This window comes from Micromonospora polyrhachis (assembly GCF_014203835.1).
Taxonomy (GTDB): Bacteria; Actinomycetota; Actinomycetes; order Mycobacteriales; family Micromonosporaceae; genus Micromonospora_H; species Micromonospora_H polyrhachis.
The window spans coordinates 5422417-5440362 of the sequence record NZ_JACHJW010000001.1 but is presented as its reverse complement, the minus strand read 5'-3'; the positions used below and the strand labels follow the sequence as shown (position 1 = coordinate 5440362).

Sequence of the window (17946 nt, the reverse complement as noted above, 5' to 3'; positions counted from 1 at the left end):
CTGCGCGGTCCCCGGCGAGCCGCCGACCTTCGAGGAGCGCGCCGATCGGACTGTCAGGCCGCGATCGGCTCGACCGGTTCGGTGGTACTCGTCGTGGCCTGCTGGTTCTTCACCTTCTGGGCGTACATGTCGACGTACTCGCGGCCGGAGAGTTCCATCAGTTCGTACATGATCTCGTCGGTGATGGCGCGTTCGACGAAGCGGTCACCGGACATCCTGGCGTAGCGGGAGAAGTCCAGCGGTTTCCCGAACCGGATCTTCACCTGCCGGATCTTCGGTATCAGCTTGCCGGGCGGCTGGATCTCGTCGGCATTGAGCATCACCACCGGAATGACCGGGGCACCGCTGTCCAGGGCGAGCCGGGCCACGCCGGTCTTGCCCCGGTAGAGCCGGCCGTCCGGCGAGCGGGTGCCCTCCGGGTAGATCCCGGCGATGTTGCCCTGGCGCAGCACCTGCAACTGGGTGTCCAGGGCGGCACGGGCGGCGCGACCACCGGAGCGGTCGACCGGGATGGTGCCGGTGCCGACGAAGAACATCTTCGTCAGCCAGCCCTTGATCCCCTTGCCGGTGAAGTATTCGGCTTTTGCCACAAAGGTTACTTTGCGCTTGACCATCAGGGGCATGAAGATCGAGTCGGAGAACGACAGGTGGTTGCTGGCAAGGATCGCCGGCCCCGTGTCGGGGACGTTCTCCCTCCCCTCGACCTGAGGCCGGAAGATCAGCTTCAGCCAGGGGCCGAGGATGATGTACTTCATCAGCCAGTACAGCACCGGTGTCCTTCCCGATAGGGCCCGTGTCCTACGCCGGCTGGCTGCTCCACGACCGGCTGCAGGCAACGCGGCCGGGTCGGAAACAGGGTCAGGCGGGCGGAACCGTCGGCCCTGAGCCTACGAAGCGAGCACGGCACACCACAACGCACTCCCGGAACCAGTGGCCGCCGTGTCACGATTCAAGGCACGACGTGTGTGGGTTTCGTTGGTCGACTCGTCGGGTCAGGCCAAGCGTCGTACAGAATGGTCGGGGCGCTCGGTTCGCCCGGGGAGGGAGGGTGTCCGGTGTCAGCGGGTGGCGCCCGTCGTGGGCGACGGGACAACGGGCTCGACGCGACTGAGTACGCCGTTGCTGGCGACGTGGACCCCCGAGTCGGCGAACACCTGCTCGATGTCCTCGCCGCAGGCGGTATCGCCGCCTACCTCCAACCATCCGCCGACCTCAACCCGGTGACCCGGACCACCACGGTCCCGTCCCGTCCCACCGACCGGCTCTACGTCGACCGGGTACACCTCGCCACCGCCCGGGACTACCTCACCCAACTCGCCGACGAGGACCTACCCAAGGGCAACAACGAGCCGGACATCGAAGCCGAGTGGGCCAAGATCGTTGCCGGCTACCACACGGAGGTGACACCCGACACCCGCCCATGGCCAGCGGTCGAGGACGTACCAGCGACCAAGGAAGTGGTCCCCGACAAGGAAGTCGCCGTCGACCATGCCGGCGACGAGACGGGTGATCCGCCGGCCGGCGGCACCGCCACCGCCGTCCGCCCCGGACCAGCCACCACCGGCGTGCGGCCACTGACCTCGGCCACCGACATCTCCGGTATCTCGGTAGGCGGCCGAGCCGACGAGCCCTCCCTACTCGATGGTCTGGACACCTTCGGCCGGGACCTGCCGGACGACCCGAACGAGGGCTACACGCCCCCGCCCCCGCCACCGCTTCCTCAGGTGTCGAAGTTCGCGGTGGCCGCCGTCCTCGGCATCATCGTCGGCTTCGTGCTCCTGCTCTTCCCGACGCTGCTGCCCATCGATCGCAGCCTCACCACGACCGTCGGATTCGTCGGAATCCTCACCGGCTTCGTGACGCTGATCTGGCGGCTACGTCCCGGCGACGAAGAAGAGGACGATCCGGACGATGGGGCCGTGGTCTGACCCAACCGCCCGAATGGCGAGACGTTGGGTGCCCCAACACACGTGTGTAACACTCGTGTAACTTCGCGTCAGTAGGAATACTGCTGTAAGTCACCTCCCCCTCACGGTCACCGCTAACCTCATGGCGGTGCGCCCTCGCCCGGAACACAGGTGCCCGGATGCGACAGAGTTCCCTCGTGGTGGTCTCCAACCGCCTACCGGTCGACGACAGCGTGGCCCCCGACGGCGTCTGCGAATGGCGGCGCAGCCCCGGCGGCCTGGTCACTGCCCTCCACCCACTCCTTCAGCACATGCCCGCCACCTGGGTCGGCTGGGCCGGTGGCACCGGTCCCGCCCCGACCCTCGCCGACATCGACGGCGTACACATGCACACCGTCCCGTTGAGCCACGAAGACGTACAGGACCACTACGAAGGCTTCGCCAACTCCACGCTGTGGCCGCTGTTCCACGACGCTGTCGAACAGCCGGTCTACCACCGACGCTGGTGGGAGGCCTACCAGCGGATCAACCAACGGTTCGCCGACGCCGCAGCCGAGGCCGCCGAACCCGGGGCGGTGGTCTGGGTGCAGGACTACCACCTGCAACTCGTCCCCGCGCTACTGCGCGCCCAGCGCCCCGACCTGCGCATCGGCTTCTTCCTGCACGTACCGTTCCCACCGCCTGAGCTGTTCATGCAGCTGCCGAAGCGCGCCGAGCTGCTACTCGGCATGCTCGGTGCCGACCTGGTCGGCTTCCAGCGCGCCCAGGCCGCGCACAACTTCGCACAGCTCGCCGCCAAGGTGCTGAACGTGCCCGCGACCGACGACCAAATCTCGGTAGACGGCCGGGAAGTACACGTCGGCGCGTTCCCGGTCTCCATCGACATGGCGGAGATGGAGGCACTGGCCCGCCGACCGGACGTGGTGGCCCGTGCCCAGCAACTGCGCCATGACCTGGGCAACCCGCAGCAGGTCATCCTCAGCGTCGACCGCATGGACTACACCAAGGGCATCGAGCAGCGACTCAAGGCCTACAGTGAACTGATCGCCGACGGCCACGTCAAAGTCCGCGACACGGTGCTGGTCCAGGTGGCCGTGCCGACCCGGGAACGGGTCGGGCAATACCAGATCCTGCGGGAACGGGTCGAACGCGAGGTCGGCCGGATCAACGGCGAGTTCGGCCGGGTCGGGGAACCGGCCATCCACTACCTCACCCAACACTTCGACCGGGCCGAACTGGCCGCCCTCTACCGGGTCGCCGACGTCATGGCGGTCACCCCGTTACGGGACGGCATGAACCTGGTCGCCAAGGAGTACGTGGCCGCCCGGGTCGACGACGACGGCATCCTCGTACTCAGCGAATTCGCCGGCGCGGCGGCGGAGCTGTCCCAGGCGTACCTGGTCAATCCGCACGACCTCGACGGCCTCAAACTGACCCTGATCCAGGCGTTGCGGGCGGAACCTGCGGACGGCACGAACCGGATGCGGGCGATGCGCGCCCACCTGCGCCAGCACGACATTCGGGCCTGGGCACGCGACTACCTGACCACGCTGGATCAGACCGGCTCGGTGGCCGCTCGGCTGACCGTCGGCTAGCGCGGTTAGAAGGGCCCCTTCTCATCGCTGCTTGCCTTGGAAGGGGCCCCTCCTAACCACAAGGCGGGGTGGGACATCAGCGTTCCTTGTCGAGCCAGTCCAGGATGGCGTCGATCGGCTCCCGCCACCGCGCGTCGAGCATCAGGTCATGGCCCATGCCGGGAAAGAGCAGCGGCGCGGCACCGTAGCGGCGGGCCGCCCGCCCCAACGCAGCGGCCGACACCACCCGATCGTCGGGACTGCCCAGCACCAACATCGGCGGGTTCCCCACCGCCGGCTCAGGCTCACGGTGCGTCAGCAACTGCCACTGGGCCCGCTTCCCGGCCCGGCCCAGCCGTCCGGTGTAGCCACGGGCCGCCGCATCCGGCAACTCCCGGCTGAACAACTGCCGACGACTCAACCGCAGCCGACCACCGAAGATCGCCGGCAGGGTACCGACCGGATTACGCAGCAGCGCCACGCCCGCCGTCCCCCAGCCACCGAACACCGGCGCGACCAGCACCCCGGCGCGGGCCGGGTAGCGCGCCAGGGCGTGGGTCACCACCAGGGCACCGGCACCGTGCCCCACCAGCACCGCCTGCCGGGGCAGGCTCGCCGCCACCTGCGCCACATCATGGGTGTACGCCCGCAGCGTCGCCTCCGGCGCGGGGCCGCTGCCGCCGTGCCCGCGCAGGCTCATCGCGTGCGCTGGGAAGCCCCGCGACGCGGTGTGCTCCAGCCAGTGCTCGGTGAACGCCCAGGCACCATGGCCGAACCCCGGTACGAACAGCACCGGCGGCTTACCCTCGTCGACCTCAGGGGTGGCGGTCAGCACCTCCCGGCGTACCGCCCGCACCGGGTGCGTCCAGTCCTTTACCCGCATCACGCGGACCTGTCCGCCCTTTGCGCTCATGATGTTGGCCTTCCGTTCGCGACTGCGGGGCTCACTCGCTGCGCTCGCTCACTCCTCGCGCTCATGATGCTGGCCTTCCATTCGCGACTGCGGGGCTCACTCGCTGCGCTCGTTCGCTCCTCGCGCTCATGGTGCTGTCTCCAACTCGTCGAGGGTGCGTTGCAACGCACGCAGGTAGTCGACGTGCCCGATCTCGAACCAGTGCCGGCTACTGTCCTTCACCTTCGCCCGGTTGAAGCGGCGGCCCGCGTCGGTGTCGATCCGCGCCGCGAAGGAGGTCGCCCGCTCAGGTGCGGTCTCTCGCAACCGCAGCCAGCGGGCAATCGCCACGGTCTGCCAGTGAACCAGGGGAAACACCCCGGAGTCCGGTTGCAACAGGCCCGCCACGGCCAGCGTCGGATGACGGCGCGGAAAGGCGTTGAGATAGAGCGCCGGTCGGCCGTCCGCATTCGTCCCGAGGATCTCCGGGGCCAGGAACTCGAAGCGGGGCAGGTAACCGGTGGCGAAGACCACCAGGTCCGGCTCGATCTCCTGCCCGTCGGAGAGTTTCACGCTGTACGACCGGAACTGGATGATCTCCGGCACCGGCGTCACCGCCCCGTGCCCGATGTAGTAGACGAGTTGACTGTTGGCAATCGGATGCGTCTCGTAGACCTTGTGATCTGGTCGGGGCAGGCCGAACCGGGTCAGATCACCCACGGTCAGTCGCAGGGTCCGGTGGAAGAGCCACTGCCGCAGCCACAGTGGTAGCCGCATTGCCAGCACACGGTCGTTCACCTGGTCGGTCGGCCGACCGAACACGTACTTCGGTGCGTACCAGTAGCCGCGTCGGCTGGAGTGCCAGCACTTCGCGGCCTGCTGTCCGGCCTCCACCGCGATGTCGCAGCCGGTGTTGCCGGCTCCCACCACCAGCACCCGCTTACCGCGAAGCTGGGTCGCCTCCTTGTACGCCGAGGCGTGCATGACCTGGCCCCGAAACTCGTCCAGCCCCTCGTACGACGGCAGTTTCGGGGACCAGTTGTGTCCGTTGGCGACCACCACGGCCGCATATCGGGAGGTACGTTCGGTGCCGTAGCCACCGGTGCTACGGGTAGTGACGTCCCAGCGGTGTCCGTCAACCGGTTCGACCCGGACCACCTCCGTGCCGAACCAGATGTGTGGCCGCAGGTCGAAATGGTCGGCGTAGCGGTCCAGATAGGACAGCAACTGGCTGTGGTGCGGATAGTCCGGCCAGGAGTCCGGCATCAGAAAGTCGGGGAACTGCGTGAACGGTTTCGACGAGATCAGGTGCGTGCTGGCGTAGACCGGACTCCGGTCGTGCCGCCAGTTCCACGCCCCTCCGACGCCCGTCTCCCGCTCGTAGCAGTCGACGTCGAAGCCGTACTCTTTGAGGTTTTTGATGGCCGTCAGCCCGCTGGCGCCGGCGCCGATGACACAGACGGCACCGCCTCGGTCGTAGACCGAGCGGCCTCCCGGGTGGCTGGCGGCGCTCCCGGATTCGTTATCGCCGAACGAGAAGTCGGGGCGGTCATGGTCGGCGGAGGTAGACACCAAGTTTCTCCTTGTTTCCGCACGAAAGCCGAACTGCCGCCGAATCCTCTCGACTCGGGTCGCCCTTTGTCCAGCCCGGCGGAGCACCAGTTGCCGGATGTCAATCTGTCACGACGACTCCGCACCCGATGTCCGCACCGCTGAACGCCCGTTCCGCGGTCACCGCGTCGCCGCACCTCGAAGCACGACGAGTGGGTGAAGTTCGAGCCATGCTGGTGGCCTGCGCCGAGCCTTGGGAGGGGCCCCTTCCCAGTGCAAGAAGCGACAAGAAGGGGCCCTGCGTGCATCGGTTGGCGGCGTCAGGGGGCGGCGTACTGGGAGGCGAAGGACTCGCTCGGTGGGATCGGGGTGATGACGTCGATGAGCACGTCATCGGGGGCGGCGACGATGAAGTGGCGCTGCCCGAACTCCTCACTGCGCAACGGGAGTTCCAGTTTCAGGCCGGCCTGGACCACCAGGCGTTCGTACTCGGCGTCGACGTCGGCCACCTCGAAGTTGAGGATCAGCCCCCGCACCGGGTGCCGGTAGGCGGCCGGCAGCGTCTCGTGGGTGTGGTCCAGCAGCGCCAACTCGTAATGCGGGGATTCGGGTCGACGGAGGCTGACGTACCAGTCGGCCTCGAAGGTCACCTCGAACCCGAAGTGCTCCGTGTAGAAGGCCCGGGACTCGGCGACCCGCCGGGCGCAGATGACCGGATAGAAGCTGGTCAGGGTCATGTCTTGGACTCCTCCACAAGTTACGTACCCAGAGTATGTTTCTTGTCGAGAAGGTAGACGCGTACCCTGGGTATGTCAACGGGAGGCACAGTGGGTACGACATCGCGGACCAAGGCCGAGCAACGCCGGGAGAGCATGACCGCTCTGATCGCCGAGGGGCGACGGATGTTCGCCCAGGACGGCTTCGCCGCGGTGAACCTCAACGAGGTCGCCCGCGCCGCCGGGATGACGAAGGGGGCGCTCTACCACCATTTCGGCAGCAAGACCGGCCTCTTCCGGGCCGTGGTCGAACAGGTACAACGCGACGTCGCCGACCGAGTGGCCGCAGCCGCCGACGCGGAAGGCGACCCCTGGTCCCAGCTACTCGCCGGGTGTCAGGCGTTCCTCACCGCCGGCTCCGACCCCGAGGTGCAGCGGATCATGCTGCTGGACGGTCCGACCGTGCTCGGCTGGCAGGAGTGGCGGGCGATGGACGAGACGTACTCGGCGCGGCACCTCACCGAGGCGCTCACCGCACTGATGCAGGACGGAACCCTGGGCGAGCAGCCGGTCGGGCCGCTGACCCGGCTGCTCTCCGGGGCGATGAACGAAACCGCACTCTGGCTCGCCCAGTCGACCGATCCGTCCGACCTGGCCGATGCCAGCGCCGCGCTGACCCGGCTGCTGGAGGGAATCCGCCAGGTGTCCCCCGGCCGAGCCGCACCCCCGCCGTCAGACCAGCGGCACCGGGTCGGTTCCTAGGCCGGGCTAGCCGGTTCGTAGGCCGAGCTGCGGCCTCAGGCGCGGGTCACCGGAAGCAGAAGGTCGACCAGGACCGGGAAATGGTCGCTGGCCCGCCGGGTCTGCTCGGTGTCCACCACGTCGTAGTCGACGACACGGAACTGCGACGACACGAACAGCGCGTCGATCCGGTCGCGCGGATTGGCACACGAGTACGTGCATCGGTCGGCCCGGTCAGCGGCTACGGCGGCGTCCGTCAAGCCGTCGGCGAGCGTACGCCAGGCGGCACCACCGGAGTTCTCGTTGAGGTCCGCGCCGAGGATCAGGGGCAGGTGCACCGCAGCCAGATCCGCCTTGAGCAGGGTGGCCTGGCCTGGCCGCTCCGTCGCGTCGGTGGACAGGTGCGAGCCGGCGACAACGAACCGGGCCGAACCGATCGCGCATTCGGCGAACGCCGCACCGCGCATGTGTCGTCCCGGCGTAAGCGGAAACTGCCGGCACCAGGTGCGCAGGACCTGGACCCGCAGGTTGGTCAGCAGCAGGTTGCCCAGGGACGGGAGGCCACCGCCGGCCACCACCAGCGCGAGCCGGTCGGCAAGCGCGGCGCACCGCTGTCGCCAACGGAACCGACGTGGTGCCTCCTGGACGATCACCACGTCCGGCTCGACACTGCGCACCGCCGCCGCCAGCGCCGCCGTGTCGTCCCGCTGACCGTGCACGTTGTACGACAGCACCCGCAGGCGGACCGCCTCGGGCTCCTGGTCGACCGGTTGTGCGTGTACCACGTCCTACCTCACTCGTCCCGGGGCTACCGTCGGCGGGCCAGGTCGGCCGCGCCGATCACACCCGCACTGTTACCCAGTTCGGCGGGTCGCACCTCGGCCACCGGAATTCGTCCCCGCTGCGCCAGGGAGTCCATGAAGGATCGTGTGGTGGGCCCGAGCAGGAGATCACCGGCGTCGACCACACCACCGCCGACGACCAGCACCTGCGGGTCGAGGATCTGCGCCAGGTCGGCCAGCCCGATGCCGAGCCACCGGCCCAACTGGGCGAACGCCTCGATGGAGACCTGGTCACCGGCCTTGGCGGCGGCGGTCACCATCGGTCCGGTGATCGCGTCGACGTCGCCGCCGCCCAACTCCAGCAGCCCGGACGCCCGGCGCGGCTCCTGTCGGGCACCCGCGCGGGCGAAGCGGACCAGGGCGCTGCCGCTGGCGTACTGCTCGATGCAGCCGAGTCGGCCGCACCCACACCGGTGCCCGTCCGGCACCGCCAGCATGTGCCCCAGTTCGGCGGCGACGCCGTGGGAGCCGCGTACCAGTTCACCGCCGAGCACGATGCCGCCTCCGACGCCGGTGCCGATGGTGAACATGACCATCGAGTCGTCCGCGTGCCGGGCCGCGCCGTAACGGAACTCCGCCCAGGCGGCCACGTTGGCATCGTTCTCCACGATCACCGGCAGCTCGACCGCCGACCGGACGTGATCGCGTAGCGGCTCGTCGCGCCAGGCCAGGTTGGGCGCGAACAGTACGGTGGAACGGGTCGCGTCGATCCAGCCGGCCGCCCCGATGCCCACCGCCTCGATCTCGCGGCCGGCGGCAAGTTCGGTGACCACCTCGATAATGACGTCGCGGGTCTTCGCCGCATCGTCGGCGGGGGTTTCCCGGCGGGTCTGTGCCAACACCACACCGGCGTCGTCGACGACTCCGCCGGCAACCTTCGTGCCACCGACGTCGACTCCGATGGTCAGCGTCACCGCTGCCGCTCCCCTCTGCAATGCTGCACGTTCATCCCGCCGGCGGCTGATCGGCCGTCGAGGGTCCAACTCCTCCGTGGTCAGGCGTCGTCGCCTGACAGGTCGTCCGCACCGGTCCCGGACGTCGGCGTCCGCGAGGCGGGCACCACCGGCCGATCGACCGCCCCGTGGGCCGTCGCGCTGGTCCCGGCGGACCGGATTCGCGTCCGGGCTGTGGGGCCGGCGACATCGGCGGTCCCGGTGACGTCGGCCGTACCCGCAGCGTCGGGGGTTGCGGCCGCGTCGGTGGGTGCGCCGGAGCCGCCCAAAGGTTCCGCCCCGTCCCTACGCGTCGCGGCGGCCCAGACGTCCGGCTCGGGCGCCGCCCACGAATCATGCCCGGTACGGGTCGCCTCGCGCCACATCTGGTCCCCCCCTGGCTCGCCACCGGCAGCCGGTGTCTGGCAGGGTGCACCCGTTCCGGCCGGAGTGTCCGGTCCGCTCGGGTGCTGCGGTCCGGCTGCCCGGACCGGCTCTCCGGCTGCGGCTTCCGGTCCAGCATCGGAAGCCGTCGGGCTCGCGGAAGCCGTCGTGGTGACGGTGGAGAAGGCACGCAGCAGGCTGGCCACTCCGGCGGCGAAGTCACCGGCTCCGGTGGCGAGCCGCTCGCTGAACTCCGGGCTCGGGTCGCGCAGCGCCACGATCGCCCGACAGATCGGACAGACGCAGCACTCCGCCGTACCGGTCGCGAAGTGCCCGCCACCCGGCACGGCACCCGCCCTCGCGGTCTCTGAAGCGTCGCCCTCCACCGAGGGCTCGGGGCCAGCCGAGGCACCGGCACCCGCCGCCGGGGGTCCGGCAGGGGGAGGCCCCAGTACGCCCGAGATCATGTCGCCGAACGAGCCGAGTGAGCCCAACGGACCGGACGGGCCGGACTCGCTGCCACCACCGGCGGTCCCGGCGGCGGCCAGCCGGACGGCAGCCAGGGCCGTGGTGACCAGGCGCTCGGCCTCCTCCCGGGCCGTACCCGGGTCGATTCCTCCCATGTTCGGCTCCTCTGCCCGGGCGGTGCTCGTCACGAGCGGCTCACTGCGCCGTAGCGGATGTCTCCACCCGCTGCTTGAGCTGCTTCAACGCGGCATCCATGATCATCTTCTCGGCCTTGCGTCGGAACATCCCGAGCATGCCGACCGAGAGATCGACCGCCAGGGTGTAGGTCACCGTCGACGTGCCGTCACCGTTGTCCTCGATGTCGTACGACCCGTCCTGGGCCTTCTGCATCTTCGAGGGAGCCGCCAGGTGCCACTGGATCCGCGAGATGTCCTCGGCGTACTCGTAGGCCAGCGTGTACTCGTCGGTCAGGACGCCGGCGTCGAGCACGAACCGGACCTGACTGGCGTAGCCGTCCTCGTACTCCTGCACCACCTCGACGCTCTTGACGGCCTCGGTCCACTCCGGGTAGCGCGCGAAGTCGCAAATCACCGCCGCGACCCGTTCGGGAGGTGCGGCGATGACGATCGACTGGGTGGAGAAGTCCGTCATGTGGGGCAGGCTACCCGGTGATCCGGCCGGTCCAGCCGGCCGGATCGTCCCGACTCGCCGGTTCCCGCCGCCTACCAGGCAACCTGCCTGAACAGCCCGCGCGGGTGGGCGGGTAGGTTCGGCAGTGCCGGACCTGTCGTCGACGGCGGCGCAAGCCCCACCGGCCGACGGCGGGCCCCGTCACCCAGGACGGCAGACCGGCCCAGTACGAGCGCGAGGAGTGCAGGTGCGTGAGTTCTCCGTGCCACCGGTCGTCACCATCGGTGAAGCGGCCAACCTGACCGATCCGGTCTGGGACAACGCCGAGACGGCACCGGACGCGGTGCAGTTCGTCCGGCGGGCATCGGAGGGGACTGACGGCTGGGTGGACGTCACCTGCCGCCAGTTCCGCGACGAGGTCGCCGCGGTCGCCCGGGGGCTGGTCGCGGCCGGCATCGCACCGGGCGCGCGGGTCGGGCTGATGAGCAAGACGCGTTACGAGTGGACCCTGTTCGACTATGCGATCTGGGCGGCCGGCGCGGTGACCGTGCCGATCTACGAGACCTCCAGCGACGAACAGGTGGCCTGGATCCTCTCCGACTCGGGCGCGGTGGCGTGCCTGGTGGAGACCGACGGCCACGCCCAGTGCGTGGCAGAGATCCGGGACCGCCTGCCCGACCTCGGCCAGGTGTGGCAGATCGATGCGGGCGACCTGGTCAGGCTCATCGAGCAGGGCAGCTCGGTCGACCCGGCCCAGATCGACGAACGGCGCACGAACCTTCGGTCCTCCGACCCCGCCACGATCATCTACACCAGCGGCACCACCGGTCGGCCCAAGGGCTGCGTGCTGACCCACCGCAACATGTACGCGGACATCGCCAACGCCGTACCGGTGCTGCCCAACCTGTTCAACCCGGGCGCCTCGACCCTGCTGTTCCTGCCCCTGGCCCACTCGTTCGCCCGGCTGATCCAGATCGGTGTCGTACACACCCGGTCGACGATGGCGCACAGCGCCGACGTCAAGAACCTGGTCCCCGAACTCCAGCGGTTCCGCCCCACCTTCATCCTCTCGGTCCCTCGGGTCTTCGAGAAGGTCTACAACGGGGCCCGTCAGAAGGCCCAGGCCGAGGGCAAGGGCAAGATCTTCGACCGGGCCGAGCAGGTGGCCGTCGCCTACAGCGAGGCGCTGGACACCCCGTCCGGGCCGGGCCTGTGGCTGCGCCTCCAGCACGCGCTGTTCGACCGGCTGGTCTACCGCAAGCTGCGGGACGCGCTCGGCGGCCGGTGCCGGGACGCGATCTCCGGCGGCGCACCGCTGGGCGCCCGGCTGGGCCACTTCTTCCGGGGCATCGGGGTGCCCGTGGTGGAGGGCTACGGGCTGACCGAGACCTCGCCGGCCGCCGCCGCCAACCTGCCCACCCACACCCGGATCGGTACGGTCGGCCGGCCCCTGCCCGGGGTGACCGTCCGTATCGCCGACGACGGCGAGATCCTGATCAAGGGTGACCTGGTGTTCCAGGGCTACTGGCGCAACCCCGAGGCCACCGCCTCGGCGCTGACCGACGACGGCTGGTTCCACAGCGGTGACCTCGGTGAACTCGACGGGGACGGCTACCTGTCCATCACCGGCCGAAAGAAGGAGATCATCGTTACCGCGGGCGGCAAGAACGTGGCCCCGGCGGTGCTGGAGGATCCGGTCCGCGCGCACCCGCTGATCAGCCAGTGCGTGGTGGTCGGTGACCGGAAGCCGTTCATCGCCGCGCTGATCACCATCGACGAGGAGGCCTGGCCGAACTGGCTGGCCGGTCACGGGCATCCGGCCGGCACTCCGGTCGCCGAACTGGCCGAGGACCCGATCCTGCGGGCCGAGGTGCAGAGCGCCGTCGACTCCGCCAACCAGCTGGTCTCCCGCGCCGAGGCAATCAAGTCGTTCCGGATCCTCTCCGGCGACTTCAGCGAGGCCACCGGCGAGATGACCCCGTCGATGAAGGTCAAGCGGGACGTCGTACACAGAAAGCACGCGGCGGAAATCGCCGCGATCTACGGAAGCTGACTACGATCCGTCAGGTGCCCGCATCGACAGTCCCCCTGCCGTTCCTGCACCCGCTGGCGGTAGCAGCCCGGGTGGTGATGCTCTGTCTGGTCGCCCTACTGACCCTGATCGCCACCCGGGACGTGACCCAGCTCTGGTGGATCGCCCTGCTCGCCGGGGCCGGCATTCCCGCCGTGATCGCTCCACGGCATCGGATCCTCGCCCCGCTCGGCCGGTTCGCCGAGGTGGTGATCGTCGCGATGGCGGCCAGCCAGGTGGCCGCCTCGGCGGTCCAGGGCAGCAACCTCGGTGCGGCGGCGATGCTCCCCTACCTGGCCGTGCCGCTCACCGTGACCGCCATGAACCGACGGGTACGAGAGGGTGCGGCCCTGCTCGGCGTCGCCGCCGTCGCGCTCGTCGTCAGCGGGCTGGTCACCGAGACCGCCGCCGGCCGACAGCTTGAGCAGGCCAATTACCTCGCCGTCTGCGCCCAGTGGTTGACCCTGGCCGTGCTCGGCACGATCGCGGCCAGCACCCTGCAACGGATCATGCAGGTCCGGGGCGAGAGCAAGCCCCAGCCGTACGCCGAGGCGACCCGACTGCTCACCCAACTGCGCAGCGTCGCCCGGCAACTGCCCGGGGCCACCCTCGACCCGGGTGGCATCTCCGAGCACCTGCTGGAGGAGTTGCGTACGGTGGCCCGTACCGACCGGGGGGCCGTGCTCTCGGCCAGCGGCGGTGGGCGGTTGGTGGTGCTCGCCCAGGTCGGGGTGGACCGGGTCGACTGGGAGACCACGCTCGACGCCGACTCGGCCATCGCCGATGCCTGGGCCACCCAGCAGCCGCAGACGGCCCACCGTTCCCAGTCCCGCTCCCACTCCGGTCCGGAGGTCTCTGCGCTGGTCGTACCACTGGTCGCCGGGGTGCGTACGGTCGGCCTGGTCACCCTGGAGGCGGACGTGGCAGGGGCGTACCCGGCCGCGGTGGTGGACCAGGTGACCGCGTTGACCCGGCCGGCCGCGCTGCGGCTGGAGGCCGCGCTGCTCTTCGACGAGGTCCGATCGCTGGCCACCAACGAGGAACGGCAGCGGCTGGCCAGGGAGATCCACGACGGGGTCGCCCAGGAACTCGTGATGGTGGGGTACGGCATCGACAACGCGCTGGCCACCCTGCCCGACGACGCCAAGGAGACCGCCGAGGAGCTGCGTACGCTGCGCGGCGAGGTCACCCGGGTGATCACCGAGCTGCGGTTGAGCCTGTTCGAGCTGCGCAGCGAGGTGGACCGGCACGGTGGGCTGGCCGCCGCGATCGCCGAGTACGCCCGGACGGTGGGCGCGTCGGCCGGACTCCGGGTGCACCTTTCCCTCGACGAGTCCACTGCCCGGTTGCCCGCCGCCACCGAGGCCGAAATGCTCCGCATCGCGCAAGAGGCGATCACCAACGCCCGTAAACACGCACAGGCCACCAATTTGTGGGTAACCTGTGCCGTCGACCCGCCGTTCGCACAGATCGAAGTGTCGGATGATGGTCAGGGCATAGCTGACCAGCGGCCCGACGGGCGCTACGGGCTTGCGATCATGGCGGAGAGAGCGGAACGTATCCGAGGCCGCCTGGAGATCAGACCGCGACGCCCCAGCGGCACGACCGTGGCGGTGGTACTCGGAACCTTGCCCCGGCGCGATAGCGTCCGCGATAGCGTCACCGCACCAGAAGGGGAGTAACCCGAGCATGACCACCAGCCCCACGCCGACGACCCGTACCAAGGTCCTGCTTGTGGATGATCACGATCTGATCCGCAAGGGACTGCGCCACGCCTTCGAGCGGGATCGGCAGTTCGAGGTCGTCGGCGAGGCCGCCACCGCCGCGGAGGGGGTCCGGCAGGCCGGCGCCCTGCAGCCCGACGTCGTGATCATGGATCTTCGCCTGCCGGACGGTAGCGGCCTGGAGGCCACCCGCGCCCTGCGTAAGTCCAGCGCCACGATGGGCATCGTCGTGCTGACCATGTACGCCGGTGACGACCAGCTCTTCGGTGCTCTCGAAGCCGGGGCGAGTGCCTTCGTACCCAAGACCGCGCCGGCTGACGAGGTGGTCGCCGCGGCCCGACACGCCGCCTCCTCCCCGAGCGCATTCACCGCCGCCGACCTGGCCGAGGCGATGAAGCGTCGGCTGGCCCCCTCCGGCCCGCAGCTGTCCCCCCGCGAGGGCCAGGTGCTGCGCCTGCTCGCCGACGGGATGAGCGTCGCCGGCATCGCCAAGCAGCTCTTCGTCAGCGAGTCGACGGCCAAGACCCACATCTCCAAGCTCTACGAGAAGCTGGGGGCGGCCAACCGCGCCCAGGCCCTGATGACCGCGCTGCGGCTGGGGCTGCTCGAAGCACCCGACGCGCCGAAGTTCTGACCACTGTCGCGGTCGGGCAGGGCTCGGCCCGGACCGACCGCGACACCGGGCGGAACAAGCAATCGATATATCTCATCGCGCCGGCCGGTCCGGGTCCGCGGCGGCGGCATCGCCGCTGCTTGACCCCGCCAGCCGCAGACGCTGTCACCCGCACTCGCGAACGCTGCTACCCGTCTCCGCGACAGATGCGGCTGGACGAACTTGCATCGCTCTGGATAGTCGGGCACGCGACGGGCAGAATACCGGGGAACACCTGGCAGGCAACAAAGTGTCGCGTACCGCGCAAAAGGGGCAGCTATGCAGCGGCCGGACTGGGCACCGGAGAAGATCGACATCGAGCGGCCCAGCGTGGCCCGCATGTACGACTACTACCTGGGCGGTTCGCACAACTTCGCGGTCGATCGAAGCACCGCGCAGGTGCTGATCGACGCGGTTCCCGATGCACCCCTGATGGCCCAGGCCAACCGGGCCTTCCTGCGCCGGACCGTGCAATACCTGGTCAAGGCCGGCATCCGACAGTTCCTCGACATCGGCTCCGGGATCCCCACGGTCGGCAACGTGCACGAGATCGCCCAACAGGTGACCCCGGAAGCCCGGGTGGTATACGTTGACATCGATCCGGTGGCGGTGGCGCACAGCCGGCAGATCCTGCGCGGCAACGACCGGGCGACGGTGATCCACGAGGATCTACGTCGCGTCGACCACATCCTGACCCATCCGGACGTACGCGGGCTGCTCGACTTCGACCAGCCCATCGCGGTCCTGGTCGTCGCGGTCCTGCACTTCATCCCCGACGCCGACGACCCGGCCGGTCTCCTACGCACCATCCGGCGGACCCTCGTACGCGGCAGTTACCTGGTCCTCTCCCAGGCCAGCGACGACGGTCGGACCAACACGGAACGGCGCGATGCCGAGACGGTCTACCAACGTACCGACAACCACCTGGCCCCCCGTGGTCGAACCGAGATCGGCAAGTTCTTCGACGGCTTCGACCTGGTCGAGCCTGGCCTGGTATGGGTACCGCAGTGGCGGTCCGACTGCCCGGAGGGCGCGGAGCACGCCGAGCGTGCCGCCTTCCTCGGTGGAGTGGGCCGGCTCGGTGACTGACCAGAAACGGACCACGGCCTCGGTACAGCCCGGGGCGAGCGCCTTCGCCCGCGCCTGGGGCAAGGCGGTGGACGACACCAGCTACATCCCGATGACCCCGGCCCAGCTTGAAGCCTTTCTCCGCCGGCTGACCATCCGGCTGGCGCGGTCACTGCACGCCGAACCATTCGACCCCCGGGTCGGCATCAAGGTCGGCACCGACCTCGTCACCCACCACATCGCCTCCGCCGAAGGACTCGGCCGCACCATCGAGATCATCCACCTGCGACTGCTGCGCGACCTCGGTCTCTCCGGAGAGGACATCGAGGACCGGTTGGCCCGGCTACTGGCCAGCATCGCGACCGGATACGCCCGCGCACTACGCGACCGTACCCTCGACGAACAGGAGTCCATCCGGCAGGCCGGGATGGTCGCCCGGGAGCACGCCGAGCAGGCGCTGCGGGACAGCGAGTCCCGGTTCCGACATCAGGCCACCCACGATCCACTCACCGACCTGCCCAACCGGGCGCTCTTCACCGACCGGCTCGCCGCCGTGATCGCCCGGCCACTCCGAACGGACGCACGCGTGGGTGTCTGCTTCGTCGACCTCGACCGGTTCAAGGAGATCAACGACACCCGGGGCCACCAGGTCGGTGACCGGCTCCTGGTGGCGGTCGCCGAGCGGCTACGCCGCGACGTGGGCGAGCATGTCGTCGCCCGGTTGGGCGGCGACAAGTTCGCCATCCTCGTCGAGGAGTCCACCGGCACCGCCCACATGTTGACGGTGGCCGAACGTGCCCTGGCCGCCAGCCGCGAACCGTCGTACGTGGATGGTCATCTGCTCAGTGTCACCGCGAGCGTCGGCATCGTCGAACGACCGGTCGACGACGCCACCCCAACCGAGATCATGCGGGCGGCGGACGTCACCCTACGCTGGGCCAAGACCGCCGGGCGGGGACGGTGCGAGGTGTTCGACACCAAACGCAACGAGCAGGAACAACTCCGGTACGCGCTCTCCGCGGCGATGCCCGACGCCCTGGACCGGGGCGAGTTCTTCCTCGACTACCAGCCGCTGGCCTCGCTCACCGACGGTGGGGTGCTCGGGGTCGAGGTGCTCATCCGCTGGCGGCATCCCGAACTGGGTCTGCTCCGGCCGGACGCCTTCATCGCGCTGGCCGAGGAGACCGGGTTCATCGTCCGGCTCGGCGGCTGGGTGCTCGCCGAAGCCTGCCGGGAGGCGAGCGGCTGGACCAGCCGATACGGCCCGCCCCCGTTCGTCAGCGTCAACCTGGCCGTACGGCAGGTGCACGATCCCGGGCTGGTGAACGAGGTCGTCCGGGTGCTGGAACAGACCGGGCTACCCCCTGAACGGCTGCAACTGGAGATCACCGAAAGCGCGATGATGAGCACCGCGGGAGAGCCGGTGCACGCCCTGCGTACCCTGGCCGACCTCGGGGTGCGGATCGCCATCGACGACTTCGGCACCGGCTACTCCAACCTCGCCTACCTGCGGGACCTGCCGGTCAACGAGCTGAAGGTGGCCGGGTCCTTCGTGGCGGGTCTACGCGCGCCGGCGGACGATCCGGCGAGCCACGTCGACGAGCGCATCCTGGCGACCATGGTCTCGCTCGGGCACGCCCTCGGTCTGACCGTCACCGCCGAGGGGGTGGAGACCGCCAACCAGGTCGAGCGCCTCCGGGCCATCGGTTGTGACGCCGGCCAGGGCTGGCATCTGGGCATGCCGGCACCAGCCGCCCGGATCACCGAGCGGCTGGACCGGGACCGACCGTAGAG

At 69.6% G+C, this 17946-nt stretch carries 16 protein-coding genes; 8 read left to right on the top strand and 8 right to left on the bottom strand.

All coding sequences use genetic code 11. From position 1 onward, the window contains the following. Window positions 1–53 precede the first annotated feature (53 nt). Entirely contained in the window at window positions 54–770 is a 717-nt protein-coding gene (locus FHR38_RS24085; RefSeq protein WP_184536797.1) for a lysophospholipid acyltransferase family protein, read from the bottom strand. A 285-nt stretch (window positions 771–1055) separates the two neighbouring features. On the opposite strand from FHR38_RS24085, the gene FHR38_RS24080 reads away from it, so the two are divergent. Together FHR38_RS24080 and FHR38_RS24075 are read left to right on the top strand one after the other, a co-directional pair. After that, a complete protein-coding gene (locus FHR38_RS24080; protein WP_184536796.1) occupies window positions 1056–1928 on the top strand; it encodes a DUF308 domain-containing protein in 873 nt (290 codons plus the stop codon). Window positions 1929–2086: 158 nt separating this feature from the next. Continuing rightward, the gene (locus FHR38_RS24075; RefSeq protein WP_184536795.1) at window positions 2087–3502 is read left to right on the top strand and encodes an alpha,alpha-trehalose-phosphate synthase (UDP-forming); all 1416 of its coding nucleotides are present in this window, start codon (window positions 2087–2089) and stop codon (window positions 3500–3502) included. A 76-nt stretch (window positions 3503–3578) separates the two neighbouring features. Here FHR38_RS24075 and FHR38_RS24070 read toward each other — a convergent pair whose 3' ends face one another. The 3 genes from FHR38_RS24070 to FHR38_RS24060 all read right to left on the bottom strand — a co-directional run bounded on the left by FHR38_RS24070 (window position 3579) and on the right by FHR38_RS24060 (window position 6661). After that, on the bottom strand, window positions 3579–4394 hold the full coding sequence (locus tag FHR38_RS24070) for an alpha/beta hydrolase (RefSeq protein ID WP_184536794.1): 816 nt from the start codon (window positions 4392–4394) through the stop codon (window positions 3579–3581). Window positions 4395–4520: 126 nt separating this feature from the next. Beyond that, a complete protein-coding gene (locus tag FHR38_RS24065; RefSeq protein WP_184536793.1) occupies window positions 4521–5945 on the bottom strand; it encodes a flavin-containing monooxygenase in 1425 nt (474 codons plus the stop codon). Between the two features lie 299 nt (window positions 5946–6244). Next, window positions 6245–6661 (bottom strand): VOC family protein, encoded by a 417-nt coding sequence (locus FHR38_RS24060; RefSeq protein WP_184536792.1) that lies wholly within the window; start codon window positions 6659–6661, stop codon window positions 6245–6247. 90 nt (window positions 6662–6751) lie between these two features. Here FHR38_RS24060 and FHR38_RS24055 point away from each other — a divergent pair, with 90 nt between their 5' ends. Then, the gene (locus tag FHR38_RS24055; protein WP_312882376.1) at window positions 6752–7402 is read left to right on the top strand and encodes a TetR/AcrR family transcriptional regulator; all 651 of its coding nucleotides are present in this window, start codon (window positions 6752–6754) and stop codon (window positions 7400–7402) included. 35 nt (window positions 7403–7437) lie between these two features. On the opposite strand, the gene FHR38_RS24050 is transcribed toward FHR38_RS24055, so the two are convergent. The 4 genes from FHR38_RS24050 to FHR38_RS24035 form a co-directional block, all read right to left on the bottom strand. After that, window positions 7438–8166, bottom strand: a complete 729-nt coding sequence (locus FHR38_RS24050) for an endonuclease/exonuclease/phosphatase family protein (protein ID WP_184536790.1) — start codon at window positions 8164–8166, stop codon at window positions 7438–7440. A 23-nt stretch (window positions 8167–8189) separates the two neighbouring features. Beyond that, window positions 8190–9137: an ROK family glucokinase gene (locus tag FHR38_RS24045; RefSeq protein ID WP_184536789.1), complete on the bottom strand. Its 948-nt coding sequence runs from the start codon at window positions 9135–9137 to the stop codon at window positions 8190–8192. Between the two features lie 80 nt (window positions 9138–9217). Continuing rightward, window positions 9218–10162, bottom strand: coding sequence for a hypothetical protein (locus tag FHR38_RS32510; RefSeq protein WP_246446723.1), 945 nt, complete (start codon window positions 10160–10162; stop codon window positions 9218–9220). A gap of 40 nt (window positions 10163–10202) precedes the next feature. Further along, entirely contained in the window at window positions 10203–10658 is a 456-nt protein-coding gene (locus tag FHR38_RS24035; RefSeq protein ID WP_184536788.1) for an SRPBCC family protein, read from the bottom strand. 226 nt (window positions 10659–10884) lie between these two features. On the opposite strand from FHR38_RS24035, the gene FHR38_RS24030 reads away from it, so the two are divergent. From FHR38_RS24030 to FHR38_RS24010, 5 genes are all read left to right on the top strand, one after another. After that, entirely contained in the window at window positions 10885–12690 is a 1806-nt protein-coding gene (locus FHR38_RS24030; RefSeq protein WP_184536787.1) for an AMP-dependent synthetase/ligase, read from the top strand. A 14-nt stretch (window positions 12691–12704) separates the two neighbouring features. Next, window positions 12705–14390: a sensor histidine kinase gene (locus FHR38_RS24025; protein ID WP_312882375.1), complete on the top strand. Its 1686-nt coding sequence runs from the start codon at window positions 12705–12707 to the stop codon at window positions 14388–14390. A 7-nt stretch (window positions 14391–14397) separates the two neighbouring features. Beyond that, on the top strand, window positions 14398–15066 hold the full coding sequence (locus tag FHR38_RS24020) for a response regulator transcription factor (protein ID WP_130460771.1): 669 nt from the start codon (window positions 14398–14400) through the stop codon (window positions 15064–15066). Window positions 15067–15363: 297 nt separating this feature from the next. Then, window positions 15364–16173, top strand: coding sequence for an SAM-dependent methyltransferase (locus FHR38_RS24015; RefSeq protein ID WP_184536786.1), 810 nt, complete (start codon window positions 15364–15366; stop codon window positions 16171–16173). Next, window positions 16148–17944: a putative bifunctional diguanylate cyclase/phosphodiesterase gene (locus tag FHR38_RS24010; RefSeq protein ID WP_376771494.1), complete on the top strand. Its 1797-nt coding sequence runs from the start codon at window positions 16148–16150 to the stop codon at window positions 17942–17944. The genes FHR38_RS24015 and FHR38_RS24010 overlap by 26 nt, the downstream gene beginning before the upstream one ends. Window positions 17945–17946: the final 2 nt, after the last annotated feature.